Genomic DNA, 20102 nt, shown 5'->3' with positions numbered 1-20102 from the left:
TTAATCTATTTTACAAAGCTATTCTTACTGTTTTTGAAAATACTGAGGAATCAATCCTTTTAATTTCTCTAAAGTTTCATCAACAGTTAAATCACTCATTCCACCAGAAGCATTTGCATGTCCTCCTCCGTTAAAATGTTCTTTTGCCAACATATTTACTGGATTTTCTGGTCCTTTAGATCGGAAAGAAATTTTCATAATTCCATCTCTTTCTGTAAATACAATCGCAGCTTTCATTCCTTTTATGGATAAAACTAAGTTTGCTAAACTATCTGTATCTCCTTTTTTATAGTGATATTTTGCCAACTCTTCTTTAGACAAAGATATAATAGCCACATTATAATCGTACAAAATCTCTAATTTTTCGCTCATTGCATATCCTTGCAAACGCAAACGAGTTTCTGTATTATTATCACTTAGTTTCTCGTGAATTAAATGATGCTCTACTCCCGCAGCTAAAATTTTGGCTAAAACTTCATGTGTTCTCGGTTTTACCGAATTGAATCTAAAACTTCCTGTATCTGTTAAAATACCTAAGTATAAAGGCGTTCCTATTTTTTCATCTAACAAATCTAAATGACCTGATTGCTCTATTAAATCTACAATTAATTGTGATGTTGACGATGCTGTTGTTTCTGAAACAGTGATTGTAGGAAACTCTTCTGGGTTTAAATGATGATCTATCATTATTTTCTTACAAGTTGTTGCTTCTAACAATACTTGCATTTCTGATCCTACTCTATTGGTTGCATTGTAATCTAAACAGAAAATTAAATCTGCTTTTTGCATTTGTGCAGTTACTTCTTCAGGATTTTCATCCATTAAAATAATTGATGAAGTATCTAGCCAATCTAAAAAACCGGGTGCTTTGTCTGGATGACAAACCACTGCTTTTTTTCCTAATTTTTCAATAAAATAAAGTAAGCCTAAAGAGGATCCGATTGAGTCTCCGTCTGCAGATTTATGTGCTGTAATAACAATATTTGATGCAGCTAAAATTTCTGCTTCTATTTGTTTGTAAATATTCATAGATTGTGTTTTTGCAATTGCCATTTATTATAGCAATATTTTCCTTTTTAAAGGGATGCAAAGTTAGGTTATTATTGTGGTGTGGAAGGAAGAATTTAAAGTTTAATGGAGGCGGAAGTTTTGGAAGGTTTTGTTGAAAAAATATTCTAAAGACACTTCGCTAACGTTGTTGTGTATTGAAAGTTGCGTTTTTAATTAGCGGCTATTTTCCACTGGAAAATTGAAGTGAGTAAAAAAGCAACTACTTTTGGTTAAGCACTAATTTAGCAATTTTTAATACACGGTGTTGGGCACTGGCTATTCATTTTTAATTACTTCTTCTAATTCTTTAATTAAATCTTCCTTGTTTGGTAATATGTAAGTGTATTTTGAAGCAAATACATTATTTTCAAATCCGCCTAAAATATATTCAGCTGTAATTTCATCTTTCTCGGTACATAAAATTATTCCAATAGGAGGATTGTCATTATCATCATTAACTTCAGTTTTGTAATAATTCAAATAAGTGTTTAATTGTCCTCCATCTGATGTTTTTAGCTTAGTAGTTTTAAGTTCTATTAATATATATGATTTTAATATTTTGTTATAAAAAACCATATCTACGTAATAGTGAGTATTATTAATTGTTACTCTTTGTTGAGATCCAACAAACATAAAACCTTTTCCTAACTCTAATAAGAAATCCTCAATATGTCTAATTAACTTTGCTTCTAAATCTTTTTCTAGCATTGGTTTGTTTTCTGGAATTCCCAGAAATTCAAAAACATAAGGACTTTTTACAATATCTTCTGGTTTAGTTAATTCTTGTCCTTTTTTAGATAATTCTATTATTTTTTCTTTATTAGCTTTTCCAGAAGAAAGTAATAATCTTTCAAAAAGAGAACTATCTATTTGTCTTTTTAATTCTCTTATTGACCATTTAGAATTTTTTGTCTCAGTTTCATAAAACTGTCTTTTTTCTAAATTTTCTATTATTAATAATTCACAGAGATGAGACCAACTTAAGTGTCCAGACAGTGTCTGGATATCTTTATATTCAAGATGTAGTTTTCTCATATTAAATAAATTAGAACGAGAAAATCCACGACCTAATTCATTTGTTAATTCTTTAGAAAGTTTTAGAATTACTTGATTTGCTGTTTTCATATCAAGACTTTCTTTCTGCTCATTCAAAAGAATTTGTTCACCAATTTTCCAATAAGTCAGGATTAATTCATGATTTACCTTAGTTGCAACTTTTTTTCGTGAATTTGAAATAATAGATTTAATACTTTCTATTAAGTCACTTTGATGATTAGTTAAACTAGATTTTTTCTCCATTTTGTAAAAGTATAATTTTATGTTTTATTATACTGTTTTTCTTCCTTTTTTCAGCTTGCGCAAAACGTTAACGTGAATATGGAACGTTTAAATGTTTTATATTCATAGTTAGCGAAGTACGAGTTTTATTCTTTTAGAAACAAACTAAATTATAAAACTTACTGCATCAGTCAATCCAGTTTTTAAAATCTTTTACACGTTCTCTACTTACTATAATTTCAGTTTCAGAATAAGAATGTAACATCAATTTTAAACGAGAATTAGAATATGCAATAATATCTTTTATCGCATTTATATGCACAATAAAAGTTCGGTTGACTCTAAAAAAATACTCCGGATTTAATTGTTCTTGCCATGTTTCTAAAGAGTTATCTAACAAGTAATTTCTATTTTCTTTGGTATGAATATACGTCGATTTATTTTCACTATAAAAACACTCAACATCATTAATAGGAATAATTTTTATATGCTGCCCTACTTTAATAGAAATTCGTTTTTTAAACTTTCTATCTACCGGGTTTACCAATAATTTTCTAATATCATCTAGATTAACTTGAACATCTGTTTGTTTTGGCCGATGCTCTTTAAATTTATCTACCGCAACTTTAAGTTCATCTTCATCTAATGGCTTTAGTAAATAATCAATACTATTTAATTTGAATGCTTTTAACGCATATTCATCATACGCAGTGGTAAAAATAATGGCAGATTTTACGTCAATTTCTTCAAAAATTTCAAAAGACAATCCATCAGAAAGTTGAATATCTAAAAAGATTAAATCTGGATGCTCGTTATTCTGTAACCAATTTAAAGACTCTTCTACAGAGTGCAACATTTGCTGAACTTCTAAATCTAAAGCAGCTAACATTCTATTTAGTCTTCTTGCTGCAGGCTTTTCATCTTCAATTATTAATACGTTCATAAGTTTGTGGTTTGTAAAAAAGGTTAAAAATTAACGCAAAGTTCGCAAAGAGTTTTCGCTAAGTGCGCAAAGAAAAAAAGCTATAAAACTGGTCTTTTATTCTAATTTGTAAAAAAACTCTGTGAATCTCAGCTTTTTCTCCGTGAATCTCTGTGTAACAAAACTACTTTTCCATAAATTCTTTAATTTTCTTTTCTTCCCAATCGTTTCCAAAACCAATAGATTTAAAACCGAAAACACCCATCCAATGAAAAAACATTACTATTCCCCAAAAAAGCCAGGTAGAATAAACCCCGAAATTAGAAAAAGCATCTACTATAGTGTAACCACTTTGTATTAAGCCAAAGATAACAATTCCACTAATAAAAATGTTTCCTAAAAAGTACACCATTAAATGGACGTAAAATCCTTTTATGGCTTTTACACGTTTTTTAGCCTTTATATACTTGTCCTCTTGTCTAAAATCTTGTTGCATCGTTTTAATTCTTTTCGTTCATAAATTCTTTAATTTTCTTTTCTTCCCAATCTTTTCCTAAACCTATTAAATTCAATCCAAAAACGGATAACCAATGAAAGAAAAGCCCTGTTCCCCAACCACATAAAGAGAACCAAAACCAATGAAAATGAGGTTCAAACTTTAAATTTACAAAAATGATAATAGGAATCACAATACAGTAAATACTTAAATGTGTATAAAACCCTTTTATCTTTTTCACTCTTTTTTGAGCTTTAATATACTGTTGTTTTTGAGCTAAACTTGTCTCCATGATTATCTTCTATAATTTTGTTCATCCATATATTTCTGAATCTTCTTTTGCTCCCAATCTTTATTTAGAAACAAACTTAAACCAAAAGTATTTAATGCCTGAAATGCAACTCCGATTCCCCAATACATCCAAATTTTATAATTATGATAATCAGAAGCAGCTTCCATAAATGTAACTCCATCATTCATATCTCCAACAATAAAAATGGCACTTAAAAAGATATTTACAATAACATAGGTTGCCAAGTGCTTATAGAATTTACTTATCTTTTCAACTCTTTTCTTTGCTAAAATATATTTTTGTTCTTGTGTTAATTCGCGTTCCATTATCGTCTATTTTTAGATTGATTCTCTTCATCCATCATTTCTTTAATTTTTCTTTCTTCCCAATTGCTGCCTAAGAAAATATTGTAATTATTAACTTCTAAAAAGTGAAATGCCAATCCAATTCCCCATCCAAAAATTGGAAACCAGAACCAGTGAAACCCTGAAGAGAATCTTAAATTGATAAAAATTAAAAAAGGAATTACAATACAATAAGCGGCTAAATTCTGATAAAATTCTTTTAATTTTTCTACTCTTTCTACTGCTTTTACATATTTGCTATTTTCTAAATCGTCTGTGTACATAATGTCGTTCATTTTATATAAGAGAGGTAAACTCACCTTAAAAGTTTTGTTATTATTTTCTATTTTCACTCCTTTATGAGTGATCAATCCATATCTATCGGCAATATTTTGCAACCCTACTTTGGTGCTTTTTCCTATTGCTTCTTTCGGATTTACATTGTTTTCTATTATTAAGTAAGTATCTTCTTCATAAATACTAATTGCTAAGGGTTTAGAAGATGAAACTACATTGTGTTTTACCGCATTTTCTAACAAAAGTTGCAAAGAAAGTGGCACAATTTTTAAGTCGTTATTACTAATTGAATCTGGAATATTAAATTTCACTGCATCTTCAAAACGCATTTCTAATAATTGCATGTAGGTTTTTGCAAATTTTAATTCTTCTTCAATAGGCACTAAATCTTTATTTCTTTGCTCTAAAACATATCTGTAAACTTTAGATAGTTTTGTGGTAAATTTTTCTGCTTGCGCAGGATTTTCTCCAATCAAACTCGTTAAGACATTTAAACTATTAAATAAAAAATGTGGATCTAATTGATTTTTTAAAGACTCAAATTTTGCAGTTTCTGTTTTTGCTACAATTTCTTGTTTTGTAGTTTCTTGGGTCATGGCAGATTTCCAGTTATCCATAAAACCTTTTGCATGAAAAAAAGCAGCTACACCCAAAGAAAATATGATAGCAAATAAATGCACCCAAACTAATTTTCCTTGAAAGAAATTTTTAAACTGATAACCAAAGAGCGCTATATATTGAATGTAATGAATTATTAAAACGGCAATAACTGTATATAAAACGGTAGTAATAATGCCTGCCCAAACTCTTTTATTGGTTTCTTTAACCCAATCCCATTTTGTATTTAAGTATTCATTTATAATGCCGTTTCCAAGGCCTAAAGTAAAAGAATACATCCCAGAAATTAAAAACGTTAACCCAATTCCTTTAAAACTAAATTGTTGATTTATAATTATAAAAACAATCCCTATAACTACAGTAAGTTTTGTACAAACAATAAAATCATTTTTTATTTTATCAAAAAAATTTTGGTTTGATGTTTTCATTTTATGGAATTAAGTAGGCTATAAACTTATTAAAATTTAATTTCTAAAGATACATTTTTATCAATAACCCTAAATTTTGCATCCTCAAATTTTGGTGGACCAAAAGACATATTATTATGAGAAGCACCATAATTTTCTAAAGGCATTCCGTTTGGCATAAAATCCATTTTATCATTATCATTTTTATCATGATAACAAATGATAGCATATTCTCCTGCTTCCACGTTTGTAAAAGTTATAGTACTTTTTCCCTCAGTGATTTTAGAAGTTGCACTTTGTAAAGGTTTCATTCTAAAATTAGTTTTGTTGTATAAAGCAAATCCTACTTTACCTGCATCTGAAGTTACATTTACTACCGTTGCTGTAATTGTTTTGTTTTGTGCAGTTATTGCATTTGTAATAAATATCATTCCTGTTACTAAAATTGCTAAAATAAGTTTCATAATATATTGTTTTTAGATACTGAAACAAGTTCAGCATAAATTAATTATGATACAAAAATGCAATACAACCCTAGTTTTTTAAATTAAAGATTACCGAGTTGTATCTTTTTTAGGATGAATTGTAATTCCACATAAAATTTGATACTTTTTTAAATCTAAAAGCAATTTTCTTCATAAAAAAATGTAAATTGAACTACTTAAAAAAACCTGAATTATGTTAGGTCTCAAGAAAATAATATTGGCAAAGCAAACAAAAGAGACCGATACTCATACTATTAATCAAGAAGGCATTTCTTCTTTAGATCTAATGGAAAGAGCTTCTGTAGCCTTTGTATGTGCCATTGAAAACAATATTTGCAAAAATCAAAAAATTGCCGTTGTTTGTGGTATTGGTAATAATGGCGGTGATGGTTTTGCCATTGCAAGAATATTACAAGCCAAAGGATATTATGTAGAAACCGTTTTAATAAAAATAAATAACAATCTATCTCTTGATTGTAAAACTAATTTTAACAAACTTACCAAAGTAACAATTATAGCATCTGAAGATGATGTCTTTGATTTTTCAAAATTTGACATTATTATTGATGCTATTTTTGGTTCTGGGTTAAGTAGAAAAGTTGAAGGTTTAGCTGCTAAATTTATTCAATATATAAATGATGCTAAAAAACATGTTATTTCTGTTGATATTCCTTCCGGTTTATATTGCGATAAACTACCTGATTCTAATTTCATCGTAAAATCTGATTTAACCATTAGTTTTCAAAGACCAAAACGTTCATTTTTCTTTCAAGAAAGTAACCAATACATAAAAGACTGTAAAGTAATAGATATAGGTCTAGATGAAAATTTTATACAACAACAACCTACCAATATTTTTGTATTAGATAGCGCCATTACTAAAAGTGTAAAAAAAAGAGAAAAACATGCTCATAAAGGCACATTTGGTCATTCCTTAATTATTGCAGGTTCTTACGGAAAAATAGGAGCTGCAGTTTTAGCCTCTAAAGCTTGCTTAAAAGCCGGCACCGGACTTTTAACCACATATATTCCAAAATGCGGCTATGAAATTCTTCAAATTTCTACTCCAGAAGCCATGTGTTTAACGGATAAAAAGAAAACCTATATTTCAAAATTACCAGATATTTCTTCTTATAATTCTATAGGAATAGGTCCGGGACTTGGAAAAAACACCTTGACAAAAGAAGTTTTAAAACAACTTTTTAAATCGATAAAAGTTCCATTGGTACTAGATGCTGATGCATTAAATATTATTTCCGAAAACAGAGAATTAATAGATAACATTCCTAAAAACTCAATTTTAACTCCACACCCAAAAGAGTTTAAAAGATTAGTGGGTCCTTGGAAAACTACTGAAGAATGTTTTAAAAAACAAAAACATTTTGCAAAAGAACACAAATGTATTGTTGTTTTAAAAGGTGCAAATACTTGTGTTTGTAATCTGGAAGGAACTTTATTTTTTAATACTTCTGGAAACCCCGGAATGGCAACTGGAGGAAGCGGAGATGTTCTTACAGGAATAATTACAGGCTTATTAGCGCAAGGCTACCTGCCTCTTAAAGCTGCTTTAATTGGCGTTTATTTTCATGGAAAAGCAGGAGATGATGCTACCAAGCAAAAAGGAGAAAATGCATTAATAGCTTCAGACATTATCAATTATTTAAAAATAGAAAACGATTAGTATTTTTCTTTTCTAACTTTATTTTAGTTTTATCTGCTTTATAAAAAAGGTACTTTAATAAAACAAAGATGCAACACAGGCCTCATTTTTTAAATCAAAGATTTCCAAGTTGTATTTTTTTTAGGATGAATTCTAGCTTTCAAATTAAATAAGGACTTATTAATTAAAAGATAGAGACTTTATCATTAAAACAAATTACAGAAAAAAGATTTTTAACGCTATTTGTTGATTTATTTTTAACGCAAACTTCAAATTTGTTTAAATTTAATAAAACTTATAAAAAAGCGATACACTTTTGATAATACTTTTAAAAAAATATATACTTTAGCCATATGATTACTTCAAGAAGAAATAAATTATGTACAACAATAAGTCCCAGCTTGCGCTTGCGCAACCGCCGTCGCTAATATTCTACTTTAGCAACAAGTTAACTTATTATAGTATTTATCCTTTTATTTTTTTTATCGTGAACAATTCTTACAAAACTTACTTACATCCTTACGTTATTTTAAACAATAACAATTTACGACGTAGTTTTTCTTTTCGCCCTTTTGGGGTAATCAATTAATTATAGAATTAAGGTGAGTCCGGTTCTACATTCAAGAAATACAAACAACAACTTTAACAACATAAAACACACAATGCAATGGAAATTGTAATTGCTAACAAATCACATACTGTTTACGCAGATATTATTTGCAAAACAATAGAAGACGCTGCTCAAGTTAGAGGAACCGGTATCGCAAAAAGAAAACCAGAATACGTTGCCACTAAAATGGAAAACGGAAATGCTGTTATAGCATTAGACAATGGTAAATTTGCAGGATTTTGCTACATAGAACAATGGGGACATGGTAAATTTGTTGCCAACTCAGGTTTAATTGTACATCCAGATTATAGAAATATAGGGCTTGCAAAATCTATTAAACAAGTAATTTTTAAGCATTCTAGAACAAAGTTTCCAGATGCAAAAGTTTTTAGTATTACCACTGGTTTAGCGGTAATGAAACTAAATAGCGATTTAGGTTACAAACCCGTTACTTTCTCTGAATTAACAGACGACCAATCTTTTTGGGATGGTTGCCAAACGTGCAGAAATTACGATGTTTTAACAAGAACAGAAAGAAAAATGTGCTTGTGTACAGGAATGTTGTTTGATCCAAAAAACAATAATAAAGAAGCCTCTCAAGAAGTTAAAGAAAGCGTTTTTCAAAAATTAAAGAATATTAAACAGAACTTGTTTCTAAAAAAAGATAAAAAATGAAAAAATTAGTAATTGCTTATAGTGGTGGTTTAGACACCTCTTACTGTGCCGTAAGTTTATCAAAAGAATATGATGTACATGCTGTAAGTGTAAACACTGGCGGATTTACATCCGAAGAAATTAAACATATAGAAAGTAATGCCTATAAAATGGGAGTTTCTACTTATAAAAATATTGATGCTGTTTCTACTTTCTATAACAAAGTAGTAAAGTATTTAATTTTTGGAAACGTATTAAAAAACGCTACGTATCCACTTTCTGTAAGTGCAGAAAGAATTATTCAGGCAATTGAAATTGTAGAATACGCAAAGAGTATTGGTGCAGAATATATTGCACACGGAAGTACTGGTGCAGGAAACGACCAAGTAAGGTTTGATATGATTTTTCAAACCTTGGCTCCTGGCATCAAAATTATTACACCTATTAGAGACCAGAAATTAACGAGACAAGAAGAAATAGATTATTTAAAATCTGAAGGGATTGATATGCCTTGGGAAAAATCGAAGTATTCTGTAAACAAAGGTCTTTGGGGAACAAGTGTTGGTGGTGTTGAGACTTTAAAATCTGAATTGCCTTTACCTAGTGAAGCGTATCCTTCTCAATTAGAAAAAGAAGGTGAAGAAAAAGTTACCTTGACTTTTAAAAATGGTGAATTTGTTGCTTTAAACGGACAAGAAAATGCTCCTGAAGTGAATATCGAAAAATTAAACGACATCGCTTCTGCGTATGCAATTGGTAGAGACATTCATGTTGGAGACACTATTGTTGGTACAAAAGGTAGAGTTGGTTTTGAAGCTGCAGCTGCTTTAATTACTGTAAAAGCACACCATTTGTTAGAGAAACACACCTTAACAAAATGGCAATTACAACACAAAGAATATTTATCTAGTTTCTACGGAATGCATTTACATGAAGGTCAGTATTTAGATCCTGTAATGAGAGATACGGAAGCATTTTTACAAAGTTCTCAGAAAATGGTTTCTGGTAACGTGGTAGTTTCTTTAAAACCTTATCATTTTTCTTTAGACGGAATTATCTCTGACCATGATTTAATGTCTAGTGCTTTTAGTACGTATGGTGAAGAAAACAAAGCGTGGACAGCAGATGACGCAAAAGGATTTATTAAAATCTTAGGAAATCAGAATAAAATATACAGACAAGTAAATAGTTAATATCGACTCATCCTGCAAGGTTTCAAAAACCTTGTAGGTATAAATTAAGAATACCTACAAGGTCAAAAAAAGACCTTGCAGGATATTTAGATAATAAATACCATCAAAATGAAAAATTTAGAAGTAGGAATTATAGGAGGAGCTGGTTATACAGCAGGTGAATTAATTAGATTATTATTAAATCACCCAAAAACAAATATCAATTTTGTTTACAGTACTTCTAATGCTGGTAACAAATTATATAAAGTGCATCAAGATTTAATTGGTGATACGGATATCAGTTTTACAAGTGAAATAAATGCAAATGTTGATGTCTTATTTTTATGTTTAGGTCATGGAAACTCCACTTCTTTTTTACAAAAAAACAGCTTTTCTGATAACACAAAAATCATTGATTTAAGTAACGATTTTAGATTACTTGCTGATAAGAATTTTGAAGGAAAAGATTTTGTTTATGGTTTACCAGAACTAGATAAAGAAATTATAAAAACAGCGAATTACATCGCGAATCCAGGTTGTTTTGCGACTGCAATACAATTGGCGGTTTTACCTCTAGCCGCAAACGGATTGTTACAAAATGATATACATGTGAATGCTGTTACGGGTGCAACTGGTGCAGGAACATCTTTATCTGCAACCACACATTTTACATGGAGAGATAATAACTTTTCTCATTATAAAGCATTTAATCATCAACATTTAGGAGAATACAACCAAACGGTAAATCAGTTACAACCAAGTTTTAATTCTGAAATTAATTTTATGCCAAATCGTGGTGATTTTTCTAGAGGAATTTTTGCAACAACCTATACAAAGTTTGATGGTACTTTGGAAGAAGCAAAAGAAATGTATAAAGCATATTATAAAGATGCGGTTTTTACTTTTGTTTCTGATGAAAGTATTTTTATGAAACAAGTAGTAAACACCAACAAATGTTTGATACAACTAGAAAAACACGGCAATAAATTATTAATTACTAGTACTATTGATAATTTATTAAAAGGTGCTTCTGGTCAGGCAATTCAGAATTTGAATTTAATGCATGGTTTTGAGGAAACACTAGGGTTAAAAATAAAAGCAAATTACTTTTAATCGTAGGGCGATAGCTAAGGATTTATTTCCAAAAAGATTCCTCGTAATTATAATATAAAATATGTTGTTGACTATTTACTAGCTTGCGTTAGCGATTGAAACGGCATCCTTTTTATGCTGAACTTGTTTCAGTATCTTTAGGTAAATTAAATTGATTTAAATAGAAAAATCAGATGCTGAACTTAATTCAGCATAAAAAGATACAGTGTAAAGCGCGACCTTTAGGGAACGCCTAAAAAAAATATTTATGAAAGTAGCAATAATTGGAGCAGGAAGTTTAGGACAATCTATCGCCAAAGGTTTATTAAAAAATAAAGTAGTTAGTTCTTTATACTTAACAAAAAGAAATACAAATTCTATTAAAGATTTTAACAACTTTAGTGAAGTAATTTTAACTTCTGATAACGAGGAAGCTATTAAAAATTCTGATATTTTAATTTTTGCAGTGCAACCAAGACATTTAGAAAATATCTTAAACAATGTAAAACCACTTCTAAAAGAAAATCATGTTTTAATTTCTGTAATTACAGGATTTTCTATTGCAAAAATAGAAGCTATTGTTGGGGGTGATAAATTTATTATTCGCTCTATGCCAAATACTGCCGCTTCTGTTGGACAATCTATGACCTGTCTTTCTCCGAATACAAAAGGGAAAGAAAAGGTAGAATTGGCTAAAACTATTTTTAATAGCTTAGGGCTTTCTATGGAAATTCCGGAAGAACAATTACAAGCAGCTACCGTTATTTGTGCAAGCGGAATTGCTTTTTGGATGCGCTTAATTAGAGCAACAACTCAAGGTGCTATTCAATTAGGCTTTGAAGCGGATGTAGCGCATGAATTAGCCATGCAAACTTGTTTTGGAGCAGCTACTTTACTGAAAGAATCTGGCAGACATCCAGAAGCAGAAATAGACAGAGTTACCACTCCTGGTGGTTGTACTATAGAGGGATTAAACGAAATGGAACACCAAGGTTTAAGCTCTTCTTTAATTACAGGAATTAATAAATCTTTTGAGAAAATCAACCAAATAAAAAACTAATATTATGCCATTATTTAATGTTTACCCACTATACGATGTTACCCCTGTAAAAGCTAAGGGTGTTTATGTTTATGACGAAAACAAAACGGAATATTTAGATTTATATGGTGGGCATGCTGTAATTTCTATTGGGCATGCACATCCAAAATATGTAAAAGCAATCACAAATCAAGTTGAAAAATTAGGCTTTTATTCTAATGCTATTCAGAATCCTTTACAGGTTGAATTAGCTGATAAATTAGAAGCGCTTTCCGGTTGTAAAGATTACCAATTGTTTTTATGTAATTCTGGTGCAGAAGCCAATGAAAATGCTTTAAAAATAGCTTCTTTTAAAACCAATAAATCTAGAGTAATTGCCTTTAAAAATGGTTTTCATGGTAGAACTTCTGCTGCGGTTGCTGCCACCGATAATAAAAATATTATTGCACCGATTAATGCACAACAAAAAGTTACCTTTTTAAATTTAAACGATATTGAAGCTGTAAAAACAGAACTAGAAAAAGGTGATGTTTGTGCCGTTATTGTAGAGTTTATTCAGGGAGTTGGAGGTTTAGACCAAGCAACTGCTGCGTTTTTTGAACAAGTAGATGTTCTTTGTAAAGCAAACAATACCTTTTTTATTGCGGATGAAGTGCAGACTGGTTATGGTAGAACTGGTAAATTCTTTGCTTTTCAGCATTATAATGTAACTCCAGATGTTATCTCTATTGCAAAAGGAATGGGAAATGGTTTTCCGATTGGTGGCATTTTAATTCACCCAAGCATTGAAGCAAAATTTGGAATGTTAGGCACTACTTTTGGAGGGAATCATTTGGCGTGTGCTGCTGGTTTATCGGTACTAAATGTTATTGAAGAACAAAACTTAATAGATAATGTAAACGAGATGTCTTGCTACTTTATAAAAATAGCTAAGACAATTCCGCAGATAAAAAATATTAAAGGAAAAGGTTTAATGCTTGGTTTAGAATTCGACTTTGAAGTTGGAGATTTACGCAAGAAATTAATTTACGATTATCAAATTTTTACAGGAGGCGCAATGAATAAAAATTTATTGAGAATTTTACCTCCATTAACAATAAAGAAAGAGCATATCAATCAATTTTTTGAAGCTTTGGTTGATGCTTTAGGGGAATAAATAAATTTAAACGCAAAGGACGCAAAGTTTTTCGCGGAGTTCGCAAAGTTTTTCTGTAAACTGCAACTGTAAACTGAATACTATAAGAATATGAATACGTTATTATCAATTGAAACTAGAAACGCTGTTTTACTAACAATGGCAGAACTGCTAGAGCAAGAAAGAGCAGCAATAATAGCTATCAACAAAAAAGATTTAGAGGCTTATAAAGGAGATGACATTTCTATGTTCGATCGTTTAAAAGCAGATGACACTAAAGTTGATGAAATGATTGCTGCGGCTAAACATTTGGCTTCTCAAGAAGATCCTGTGGGTGTAGAACGTTTTAGTTTTAAGCATGATAACGGAATGCAAGTGTATAATAAAACGGCTTCTTTTGGAACCATTCTTATTATTTATGAATCGAGACCAGATGTTACCGTTGAAGCTGCAGGAATTGCGTTTAAATCTGGAAATAAAATATTATTAAAAGGTGGAAAAGAATCGTTAAATTCTAACTTAAAAATTGTAGCCTTATGGCACGAGGCTTTAAAAAAGCACAATGCTGCTACAGATTGGGTAGAATATTTACAATTCAATAGGACAGAAACACAGGCTTTTTTAGAGAAACCAACGCAAAAGGTAGATTTAATTGTACCTCGTGGTGGAGAACGTTTAATTGCTTTTGTAAAAAAACATGCTACTTGCCCCGTTATAATTAGCGGACGAGGAAACAACTTTGTGTACGTAGAAAAAGAAGCCGATTTAGATATTGCTGTTGAAGTAATTATCAACGGAAAATCTAAAATCTCTGCATGTAACGCCGTTGACAAAGTGTTAATTGATAAAAACCTTCCGAATAAAAAAGCATTTATCAATAAATTGATTTCAAAATTAAATGAAGCAAAAATTCAGGTTTTGGGTGATGTAACTGTGGCTAAAAATCATAACTTAGAGCAGATTTCATCAAACGAAGTTTGGTATGAAGAGTTTTTAGATTATAAAATTGTGATTGGTGAAATTGCTTCAAATTCTGATGCTATAGCCATGATAAATAAATATGCTGGCGGACATTCATCTGCTATTATTACAAAGGATATTGAGAAAGCAAAAATATTTATGGAAAACGTAGATACGGCTGTTGTGTATCATAACGCTTCTACTCGTTTTACAGATGGTGGTCAATTAGGTTTGGGTGGCGAATTAGCAATTAGCACAGACAAATTGCACCAACGCGGACCAATCGGTTTGCAACACTTGGTAACCAATAAATGGTACGTTCATGGAAATGGACAAGTACGAAATTAACAGTTTTACTGTGCCGATTGGTGGTAAAAACTTTAACCATTTACAACTTATCAAGAAAAAAATAAATAGAAAAATTAAGAAGTAAAACTCGTAATTAAACACAATGCAAAAAAAGAAACGCATTTTACTAAAAATAGGTTCTAACACCCTTACAAAAGAAACCGATAATATTTCGAGAGGAAAAATTGAAGATCTTGCAAATCAAATTGCAAAACTACAAGATACCTGCGAGTTTATTATTGTTAGTTCTGGAGCAATTGCGGTAGCTAAACAGTTTGTGAAATTAGAAGGTAAACACGAAGAAGTTTTTGTAAAACAAGCTTTGGCTTCTATTGGTCAGCCACATTTAATTAGAATTTATCAAGAAATATTTAGAGAATATGGTTTATTGAGTTCTCAATGCCTGCTCTCCTACTCTGATTTTGAAAAACAAGACAGTAAAGTAAATATTGTAAATACTATAAATGTATTGATTCATAATAATTACATTCCTATTATTAATGAAAATGATACTGTTGCCACTGATGAAATAAAATTTGGTGACAATGATAAATTGGCGGCTTTAACTGCTACTTTATTAAATGTTGATTTGTTGATTATTGCCACAAACACCAACGGAATTTACACCAAAGAGTCTTTTAAAAATAATGCTCCAGAAACTATTTTAGAAGTTGATAATTTTGAAGAGTTACTAAAAGAAGTGGTGAGCACAAAATCTACTCACGGAAGTGGTGGAATGGGTTCTAAAATTGAAGCAGCCGCACTTGCAAAAAATGCAAACATAGAAACATGGATTGTAAACGGTTTGGAAGATAATTTTATGACCAATGCTTTTGAAAATAAAATTCCGTTTACAAAAATAAAATAACACCACACAATACAAGGGATTTAAACCTTTTGCAAAAAAAACACAATGAAAAATTACACCTCCATAAACGACATAGAACATATTGACAATTGGATTCAAGAAGCCAAAGAATTGAAAAGAAAACCATTAAATAACAATCATTTAGGAAAAAATAAAACCTTAGGATTGTTGTTTTTCAATTCTAGCTTACGTACGCGTTTAAGTACACAAAAAGCAGCTTTAAATTTAGGTATGGATCCTATTGTAATGAATGTAACCGGAGATGCTTGGGGAATAGAATTTGAAGATGGAACTGTAATGAACGGTACCACTGCAGAACATATAAAAGAAGGTGCTGCTGTAATTTCTCAATATTGTGATATTATTGCTGTAAGAGCTTTTCCTACATTAACAGATAAAGAAAAAGACGAATCTGAAGAGGTTTTAAAATCTTTTGTAAAATTTGCTTCCGTACCCATTGTAAGTATGGAAAGCGCAACGGGTCATCCGTTACAAGCATTAACGGATGCGATTACTATTTCTGAAAATACGACTAAAAAGAGACCAAAAGTAGTATTAAGTTGGGCACCACACGTTAAAGCTTTACCACATGCTGTTGCCAATAGTTTTACTCAAGCGATGCAGAAAATGGATGTTGAGTTTGTAATTGCAAATCCGGAAGGTTATAATTTAAACCCAGAAATTACTAAGAACACTCCTGTTTATCACAACCAAGAAGAAGCTTTTAAAGATGCTGATTTTGTGTACACCAAAAATTGGAGTTCTTATGAAGATTATGGACAAATTTTAAAAACCGATTTGGATTGGATGATTACCAAAGATAAAATTGGTGCTGCAAAATTTATGCACTGTTTACCCGTTAGAAGAAATGTGGTTGTTGATGATGCCGTTTTAGATTCTGATAGCTCTTTGGTTATTGAACAAGCAAATAATAGAACGTATGCTGCTCAGTTGGTGTTGAAAAAAATATTAGAAAACAACTAAAGTCATTGCGAGGCACGAAGCAATCTGTTATTTGATTAATAGATTGCTTCGTCATTCTTCCTCGCAATGACTGAAACTTAATAAAAATGGAAAAACTATCAATCATAAAAATTGGAGGAAACATTATAGAAGATGAAACTTCTTTAAATGCTTTTCTAAAATTATTTTCTAATTTAGAAGGAAAGAAAATACTTGTTCACGGAGGTGGAAGACGTGCTACTCATATTGCCTCTAAATTAGGTATAGAATCTAAAATGGTGAATGGTAGACGTATTACAGATGCCGAAACTTTAGAAGTTATTACCATGGTTTATGGCGGCTTGGTAAACAAAAATGTGGTGGCTAAACTACAAGCTTTACAGGTAGATGCTATTGGTTTAACTGGAGCAGACATCAACAGTATAAAATCAGAAAAAAGACCGGTAAAAGAAGTCGATTTTGGTTTTGTAGGTGATGTAAAAAAAATAGCTTCACATTCTATTGATAAATTAATAAAAGCAGATTTTACACCAATTTTTTGTGCTATTACGCATGATGGAAATGGACAATTATTAAACACCAATGCAGATACCATAGCAAGTACCATTGCAGTTGGAATGAGTGAAATCTATGAAACATCAATTTATTATTGTTTTGAATTAAATGGAGTTTTAAAAGATTTTAACGATAAAAATTCTGTTATAAAAAGCATCAATACAAATTCTTATAAAGAGTTATTAGATGCTAAAATTATTACTGACGGAATGATTCCTAAATTAGACAATTGTTTTGATGCTTTAAATAATGGAGTAACAAGAGTTAATATTGGTAATACTTCTATGTTGACAAAAGAAAACAATAATTTTACAACAATTACATTATAATGATGAGTATTGAAAAATTAACAGAAAAAGCAATCTCTCTTTTAAAAAATCTGATTGAAACCCAATCATTTTCTAGAGAAGAAGACAAGACAGCAAAATTGATTGAAGGATGGTTTATAGAAGAAAACATTCCGTATATAAGAACAAAAAATAACGTTTGGGCAACCAACAAATATTTTGATGATAGCAAACCAACTTTATTGTTAAATTCTCATCATGATACGGTGCATCCAAATACAGCCTATACAAACGATCCGTTTAAAGCTATAGTAGAAGATGGAAAATTATATGGTTTAGGATCTAATGACGCCGGTGGATGTTTAGTGTCTTTAATGGCAACCTTTACCAATTTTTATGCACAAGAAAATCTAAAATATAATTTGGTTATTGTAGCATCTGCAGAAGAAGAAGATTCTGGTCCGGACGGGTTAAATAGCATGTTAAAAATAATTCCGCATATAGATGTGGCTATTGTTGGAGAACCTACATTAATGAATTTAGCCGTTGCAGAAAAAGGTTTGGTTGTTTTTGATGCTGATGTAGCAGGAACTCCAAGTCATGCGGCACATCCAAATGATAACAATTCAATATACAATACCATTGAAGTTTTACAATGGTTTAAAGATTTTAAATTTAAAAAAACTTCAGAAGCTTTAGGTGATGTAAAAATGACGGTAACTCAAATTTCTGCTGGTTCTCAGCACAATGTTGTACCTGCACATACCAATTTAGTAATTGATGTACGAGTAAACGACGCATATTCTAATCAAGAAATTGCAGATATTTTACAAGAAAAATCACCTTGTACCACAATTACTCCTAGAGGTTTAAAACTAAATTCCTCTTCTATTTCTATAGATCACGATTTAGTAAAAGCTGGAATTGCCATGGGCAGAGAAACATATGGTTCTCCTACAATATCAGATCAAGCTTGTTTAAGTTGCGAATCTCTAAAATTAGGCCCTGGTGATAGTACTCGCTCTCATTCTGCAAATGAATTTATATATTTGGCAGAAATTGAAGAGGGAATTCAAATTTATGTAGAATTATTAAAACGTGTAATTGTATAAATAATAATGTTTTTCCTGCAAGGTTTCTAAAACCTTGTAGGTATAAAAAATATCTTGCGAGGTTTCAAAATTCTTGTAAGTCTTTAAATTAATAATGTAATAATACCTACAAGGTCTTTAAGACCTTGCAGGATAAATAGAAAAATATGAAACTTTGGGATAAAGGATTTTCAATAGATCAACAAATAGAAAAATTTACAGTGGGTAACGATAGAGAAATTGACATGCATATTGCAAAATATGATGTTCAAGCTTCTTTAGCGCACGCAATAATGCTAGAATCTATTGGCATTATTACTGCCGATGAATTGAAAGATTTAAAAAGAGGATTGCAAGAATTAGCAGACGATATTGAAAAAGGAACCTTTGTAATAGAAGAATCTTTTGAAGATGTACACTCTAAAATTGAATGGGAACTTACTAATAAATTAGGTGAAGTTGGTAAGAAAATTCATACAGCTCGTTCTAGAAACGACCAAGTTTTAGTTGCACTTCAATTGTATTATAAAGAAAATTTAGCTGTTATAAATGATAAAACTAAAACGTTATTTGATACCCTTTTAGGTTTAGCTGAAACACATAAAGAAAGCTTATTACCAGGGTATACGCATTTACAAGTTGCCATGCCATCATCTTTCGGATTGTGGTTTTCTGCGTATGCAGAATTATTAATTGACGATGTTTATATGTTAAATGCGGTATCTAGAGTTGTAGACCAAAATCCTTTAGGCTCTGCTGCTGGTTATGGTTCTTCTTTTCCTATTGACAGAGAATTAACGACCAAAGAATTAGAATTTGCAACCATGAAATACAACGTAGTGGCTGCACAGTTAAGTAGAGGAAAAAGTGAACGTTCTATTGCTTCCGCCTTAGGTGGATTGTGTAACACCATGTCTCGTTTTGCTATGGACGTTTGTTTGTATATGAGTCAAAATTTTGGTTTTATCACTTTTCCTGATGAATTAACAACCGGAAGTAGCATTATGCCACACAAGAAAAATCCAGATGTTTTTGAGTTGATTCGTGGAAAATGTAATAAAATTCAGGCTCTACATACAGAAATGGTAATGATTACAAATAATTTACCAACGGGTTATCACAGAGATTTTCAATTATTAAAAGAAAACATCATCAATGCTTTTGAGGATGTAAAAGATATTTTAGACATCTTTAACTACTCTATTCAACAAGTAATTGTAAAAGACATTGATTTAAATGATGAAAAATATCAGTATTTATTTACGGTAGATAGCATCAATAATCTAGTAGTTGAAGGTATGTCTTTTAGAGAAGCCTATCAAAAAATTGGCGGACAAGTTCAAGCAGGAACTTACAAACCAGATTTAGGAAAACAACATACGCATGTTGGAAGTATTCATAATTTGAGTTTAGATAAGATTCGTGAGAAATATCCGAAGTAAAAATATTGTTCTATACAATTAAAATTGACTATCTAAA

20 protein-coding genes are annotated in these 20102 nt (G+C 30.7%); 12 read left to right on the top strand and 8 right to left on the bottom strand.

The genetic code is table 11. The features are described from left to right. Nucleotides 1-24: 24 nt before the first annotated feature. From MPF19_RS08665 to MPF19_RS08630, 8 genes are all read right to left on the bottom strand, one after another. On the bottom strand, nt 25-1053 hold the full coding sequence (locus tag MPF19_RS08665) for a DHH family phosphoesterase (protein ID WP_249987797.1): 1029 nt from the start codon (nt 1051-1053) through the stop codon (nt 25-27). A gap of 273 nt (nt 1054-1326) precedes the next feature. Then, entirely contained in the window at nt 1327-2349 is a 1023-nt protein-coding gene (locus MPF19_RS08660) for a PDDEXK nuclease domain-containing protein (protein WP_249987796.1), read from the bottom strand. Nucleotides 2350-2515: 166 nt separating this feature from the next. Beyond that, nucleotides 2516-3271, bottom strand: coding sequence for a LytR/AlgR family response regulator transcription factor (locus MPF19_RS08655; protein WP_249987795.1), 756 nt, complete (start codon nt 3269-3271; stop codon nt 2516-2518). Nucleotides 3272-3434: 163 nt separating this feature from the next. Beyond that, on the bottom strand, nt 3435-3746 hold the full coding sequence (locus MPF19_RS08650) for a 2TM domain-containing protein (RefSeq protein ID WP_249987794.1): 312 nt from the start codon (nt 3744-3746) through the stop codon (nt 3435-3437). Nucleotides 3747-3750: 4 nt separating this feature from the next. After that, nucleotides 3751-4038 (bottom strand): 2TM domain-containing protein, encoded by a 288-nt coding sequence (locus tag MPF19_RS08645; protein ID WP_203394422.1) that lies wholly within the window; start codon nt 4036-4038, stop codon nt 3751-3753. Nucleotides 4039-4040: 2 nt separating this feature from the next. Then, nucleotides 4041-4364: a 2TM domain-containing protein gene (locus MPF19_RS08640; RefSeq protein ID WP_249987793.1), complete on the bottom strand. Its 324-nt coding sequence runs from the start codon at nt 4362-4364 to the stop codon at nt 4041-4043. Beyond that, on the bottom strand, nt 4364-5725 hold the full coding sequence (locus MPF19_RS08635; RefSeq protein ID WP_249987792.1) for a 2TM domain-containing protein: 1362 nt from the start codon (nt 5723-5725) through the stop codon (nt 4364-4366). Before MPF19_RS08635 ends, MPF19_RS08640 begins: the two co-directional genes overlap by 1 nt. Nucleotides 5726-5754: 29 nt before the next feature. Beyond that, nucleotides 5755-6168: a DUF2141 domain-containing protein gene (locus MPF19_RS08630; protein ID WP_249987791.1), complete on the bottom strand. Its 414-nt coding sequence runs from the start codon at nt 6166-6168 to the stop codon at nt 5755-5757. 214 nt (nt 6169-6382) lie between these two features. On the opposite strand from MPF19_RS08630, the gene MPF19_RS08625 reads away from it, so the two are divergent. The 12 genes from MPF19_RS08625 (at nt 6383) to argH (ending at nt 20065) form a co-directional block, all read left to right on the top strand. Continuing rightward, the gene (locus tag MPF19_RS08625) at nt 6383-7870 is read left to right on the top strand and encodes an NAD(P)H-hydrate dehydratase (RefSeq protein WP_249987790.1); all 1488 of its coding nucleotides are present in this window, start codon (nt 6383-6385) and stop codon (nt 7868-7870) included. Nucleotides 7871-8516: 646 nt separating this feature from the next. Beyond that, the gene (locus tag MPF19_RS08620) at nt 8517-9134 is read left to right on the top strand and encodes a GNAT family N-acetyltransferase (RefSeq protein WP_203394417.1); all 618 of its coding nucleotides are present in this window, start codon (nt 8517-8519) and stop codon (nt 9132-9134) included. Further along, nucleotides 9131-10306 carry an argininosuccinate synthase gene (locus MPF19_RS08615; protein ID WP_249987788.1) on the top strand — a complete coding sequence of 392 codons (1176 nt, stop codon included), beginning with the start codon at nt 9131-9133 and terminating at the stop codon, nt 10304-10306. Before MPF19_RS08620 ends, MPF19_RS08615 begins: the two co-directional genes overlap by 4 nt. 108 nt (nt 10307-10414) lie before the next feature. After that, complete coding sequence (gene argC / locus MPF19_RS08610; RefSeq protein ID WP_203394415.1) at nt 10415-11398, top strand: N-acetyl-gamma-glutamyl-phosphate reductase; 984 nt, start codon at nt 10415-10417, stop codon at nt 11396-11398. A gap of 247 nt (nt 11399-11645) precedes the next feature. Further along, nucleotides 11646-12437 carry a pyrroline-5-carboxylate reductase gene (gene proC / locus MPF19_RS08605; protein WP_249987786.1) on the top strand — a complete coding sequence of 264 codons (792 nt, stop codon included), beginning with the start codon at nt 11646-11648 and terminating at the stop codon, nt 12435-12437. A gap of 4 nt (nt 12438-12441) precedes the next feature. Beyond that, nucleotides 12442-13572, top strand: a complete 1131-nt coding sequence (locus MPF19_RS08600) for an aspartate aminotransferase family protein (protein WP_203394413.1) — start codon at nt 12442-12444, stop codon at nt 13570-13572. A gap of 90 nt (nt 13573-13662) precedes the next feature. Further along, nucleotides 13663-14859 (top strand): glutamate-5-semialdehyde dehydrogenase, encoded by a 1197-nt coding sequence (locus MPF19_RS08595; RefSeq protein WP_249987784.1) that lies wholly within the window; start codon nt 13663-13665, stop codon nt 14857-14859. A 103-nt stretch (nt 14860-14962) separates the two neighbouring features. After that, entirely contained in the window at nt 14963-15727 is a 765-nt protein-coding gene (gene proB, locus MPF19_RS08590) for a glutamate 5-kinase (protein WP_249987782.1), read from the top strand. Nucleotides 15728-15772: 45 nt separating this feature from the next. Then, a complete protein-coding gene (locus MPF19_RS08585; RefSeq protein ID WP_249987781.1) occupies nt 15773-16711 on the top strand; it encodes an N-acetylornithine carbamoyltransferase in 939 nt (312 codons plus the stop codon). Between the two features lie 86 nt (nt 16712-16797). Then, a complete protein-coding gene (gene argB / locus MPF19_RS08580) occupies nt 16798-17574 on the top strand; it encodes an acetylglutamate kinase (RefSeq protein ID WP_203394409.1) in 777 nt (258 codons plus the stop codon). Nucleotides 17575-17576: 2 nt separating this feature from the next. Further along, nucleotides 17577-18644 (top strand): M20 family metallo-hydrolase, encoded by a 1068-nt coding sequence (locus tag MPF19_RS08575; protein ID WP_203394439.1) that lies wholly within the window; start codon nt 17577-17579, stop codon nt 18642-18644. A gap of 146 nt (nt 18645-18790) precedes the next feature. Continuing rightward, complete coding sequence (argH, locus tag MPF19_RS08570; RefSeq protein WP_249987779.1) at nt 18791-20065, top strand: argininosuccinate lyase; 1275 nt, start codon at nt 18791-18793, stop codon at nt 20063-20065. The last annotated feature ends 37 nt before the right edge of the window (nt 20066-20102 follow it).

It is taken from the genome of Polaribacter sp. Z014 (genome assembly GCF_023555435.1).
GTDB lineage: Bacteria > Bacteroidota > Bacteroidia > Flavobacteriales > Flavobacteriaceae > Polaribacter.
This window is presented reverse-complemented; position numbering and strand designations above follow the sequence as displayed.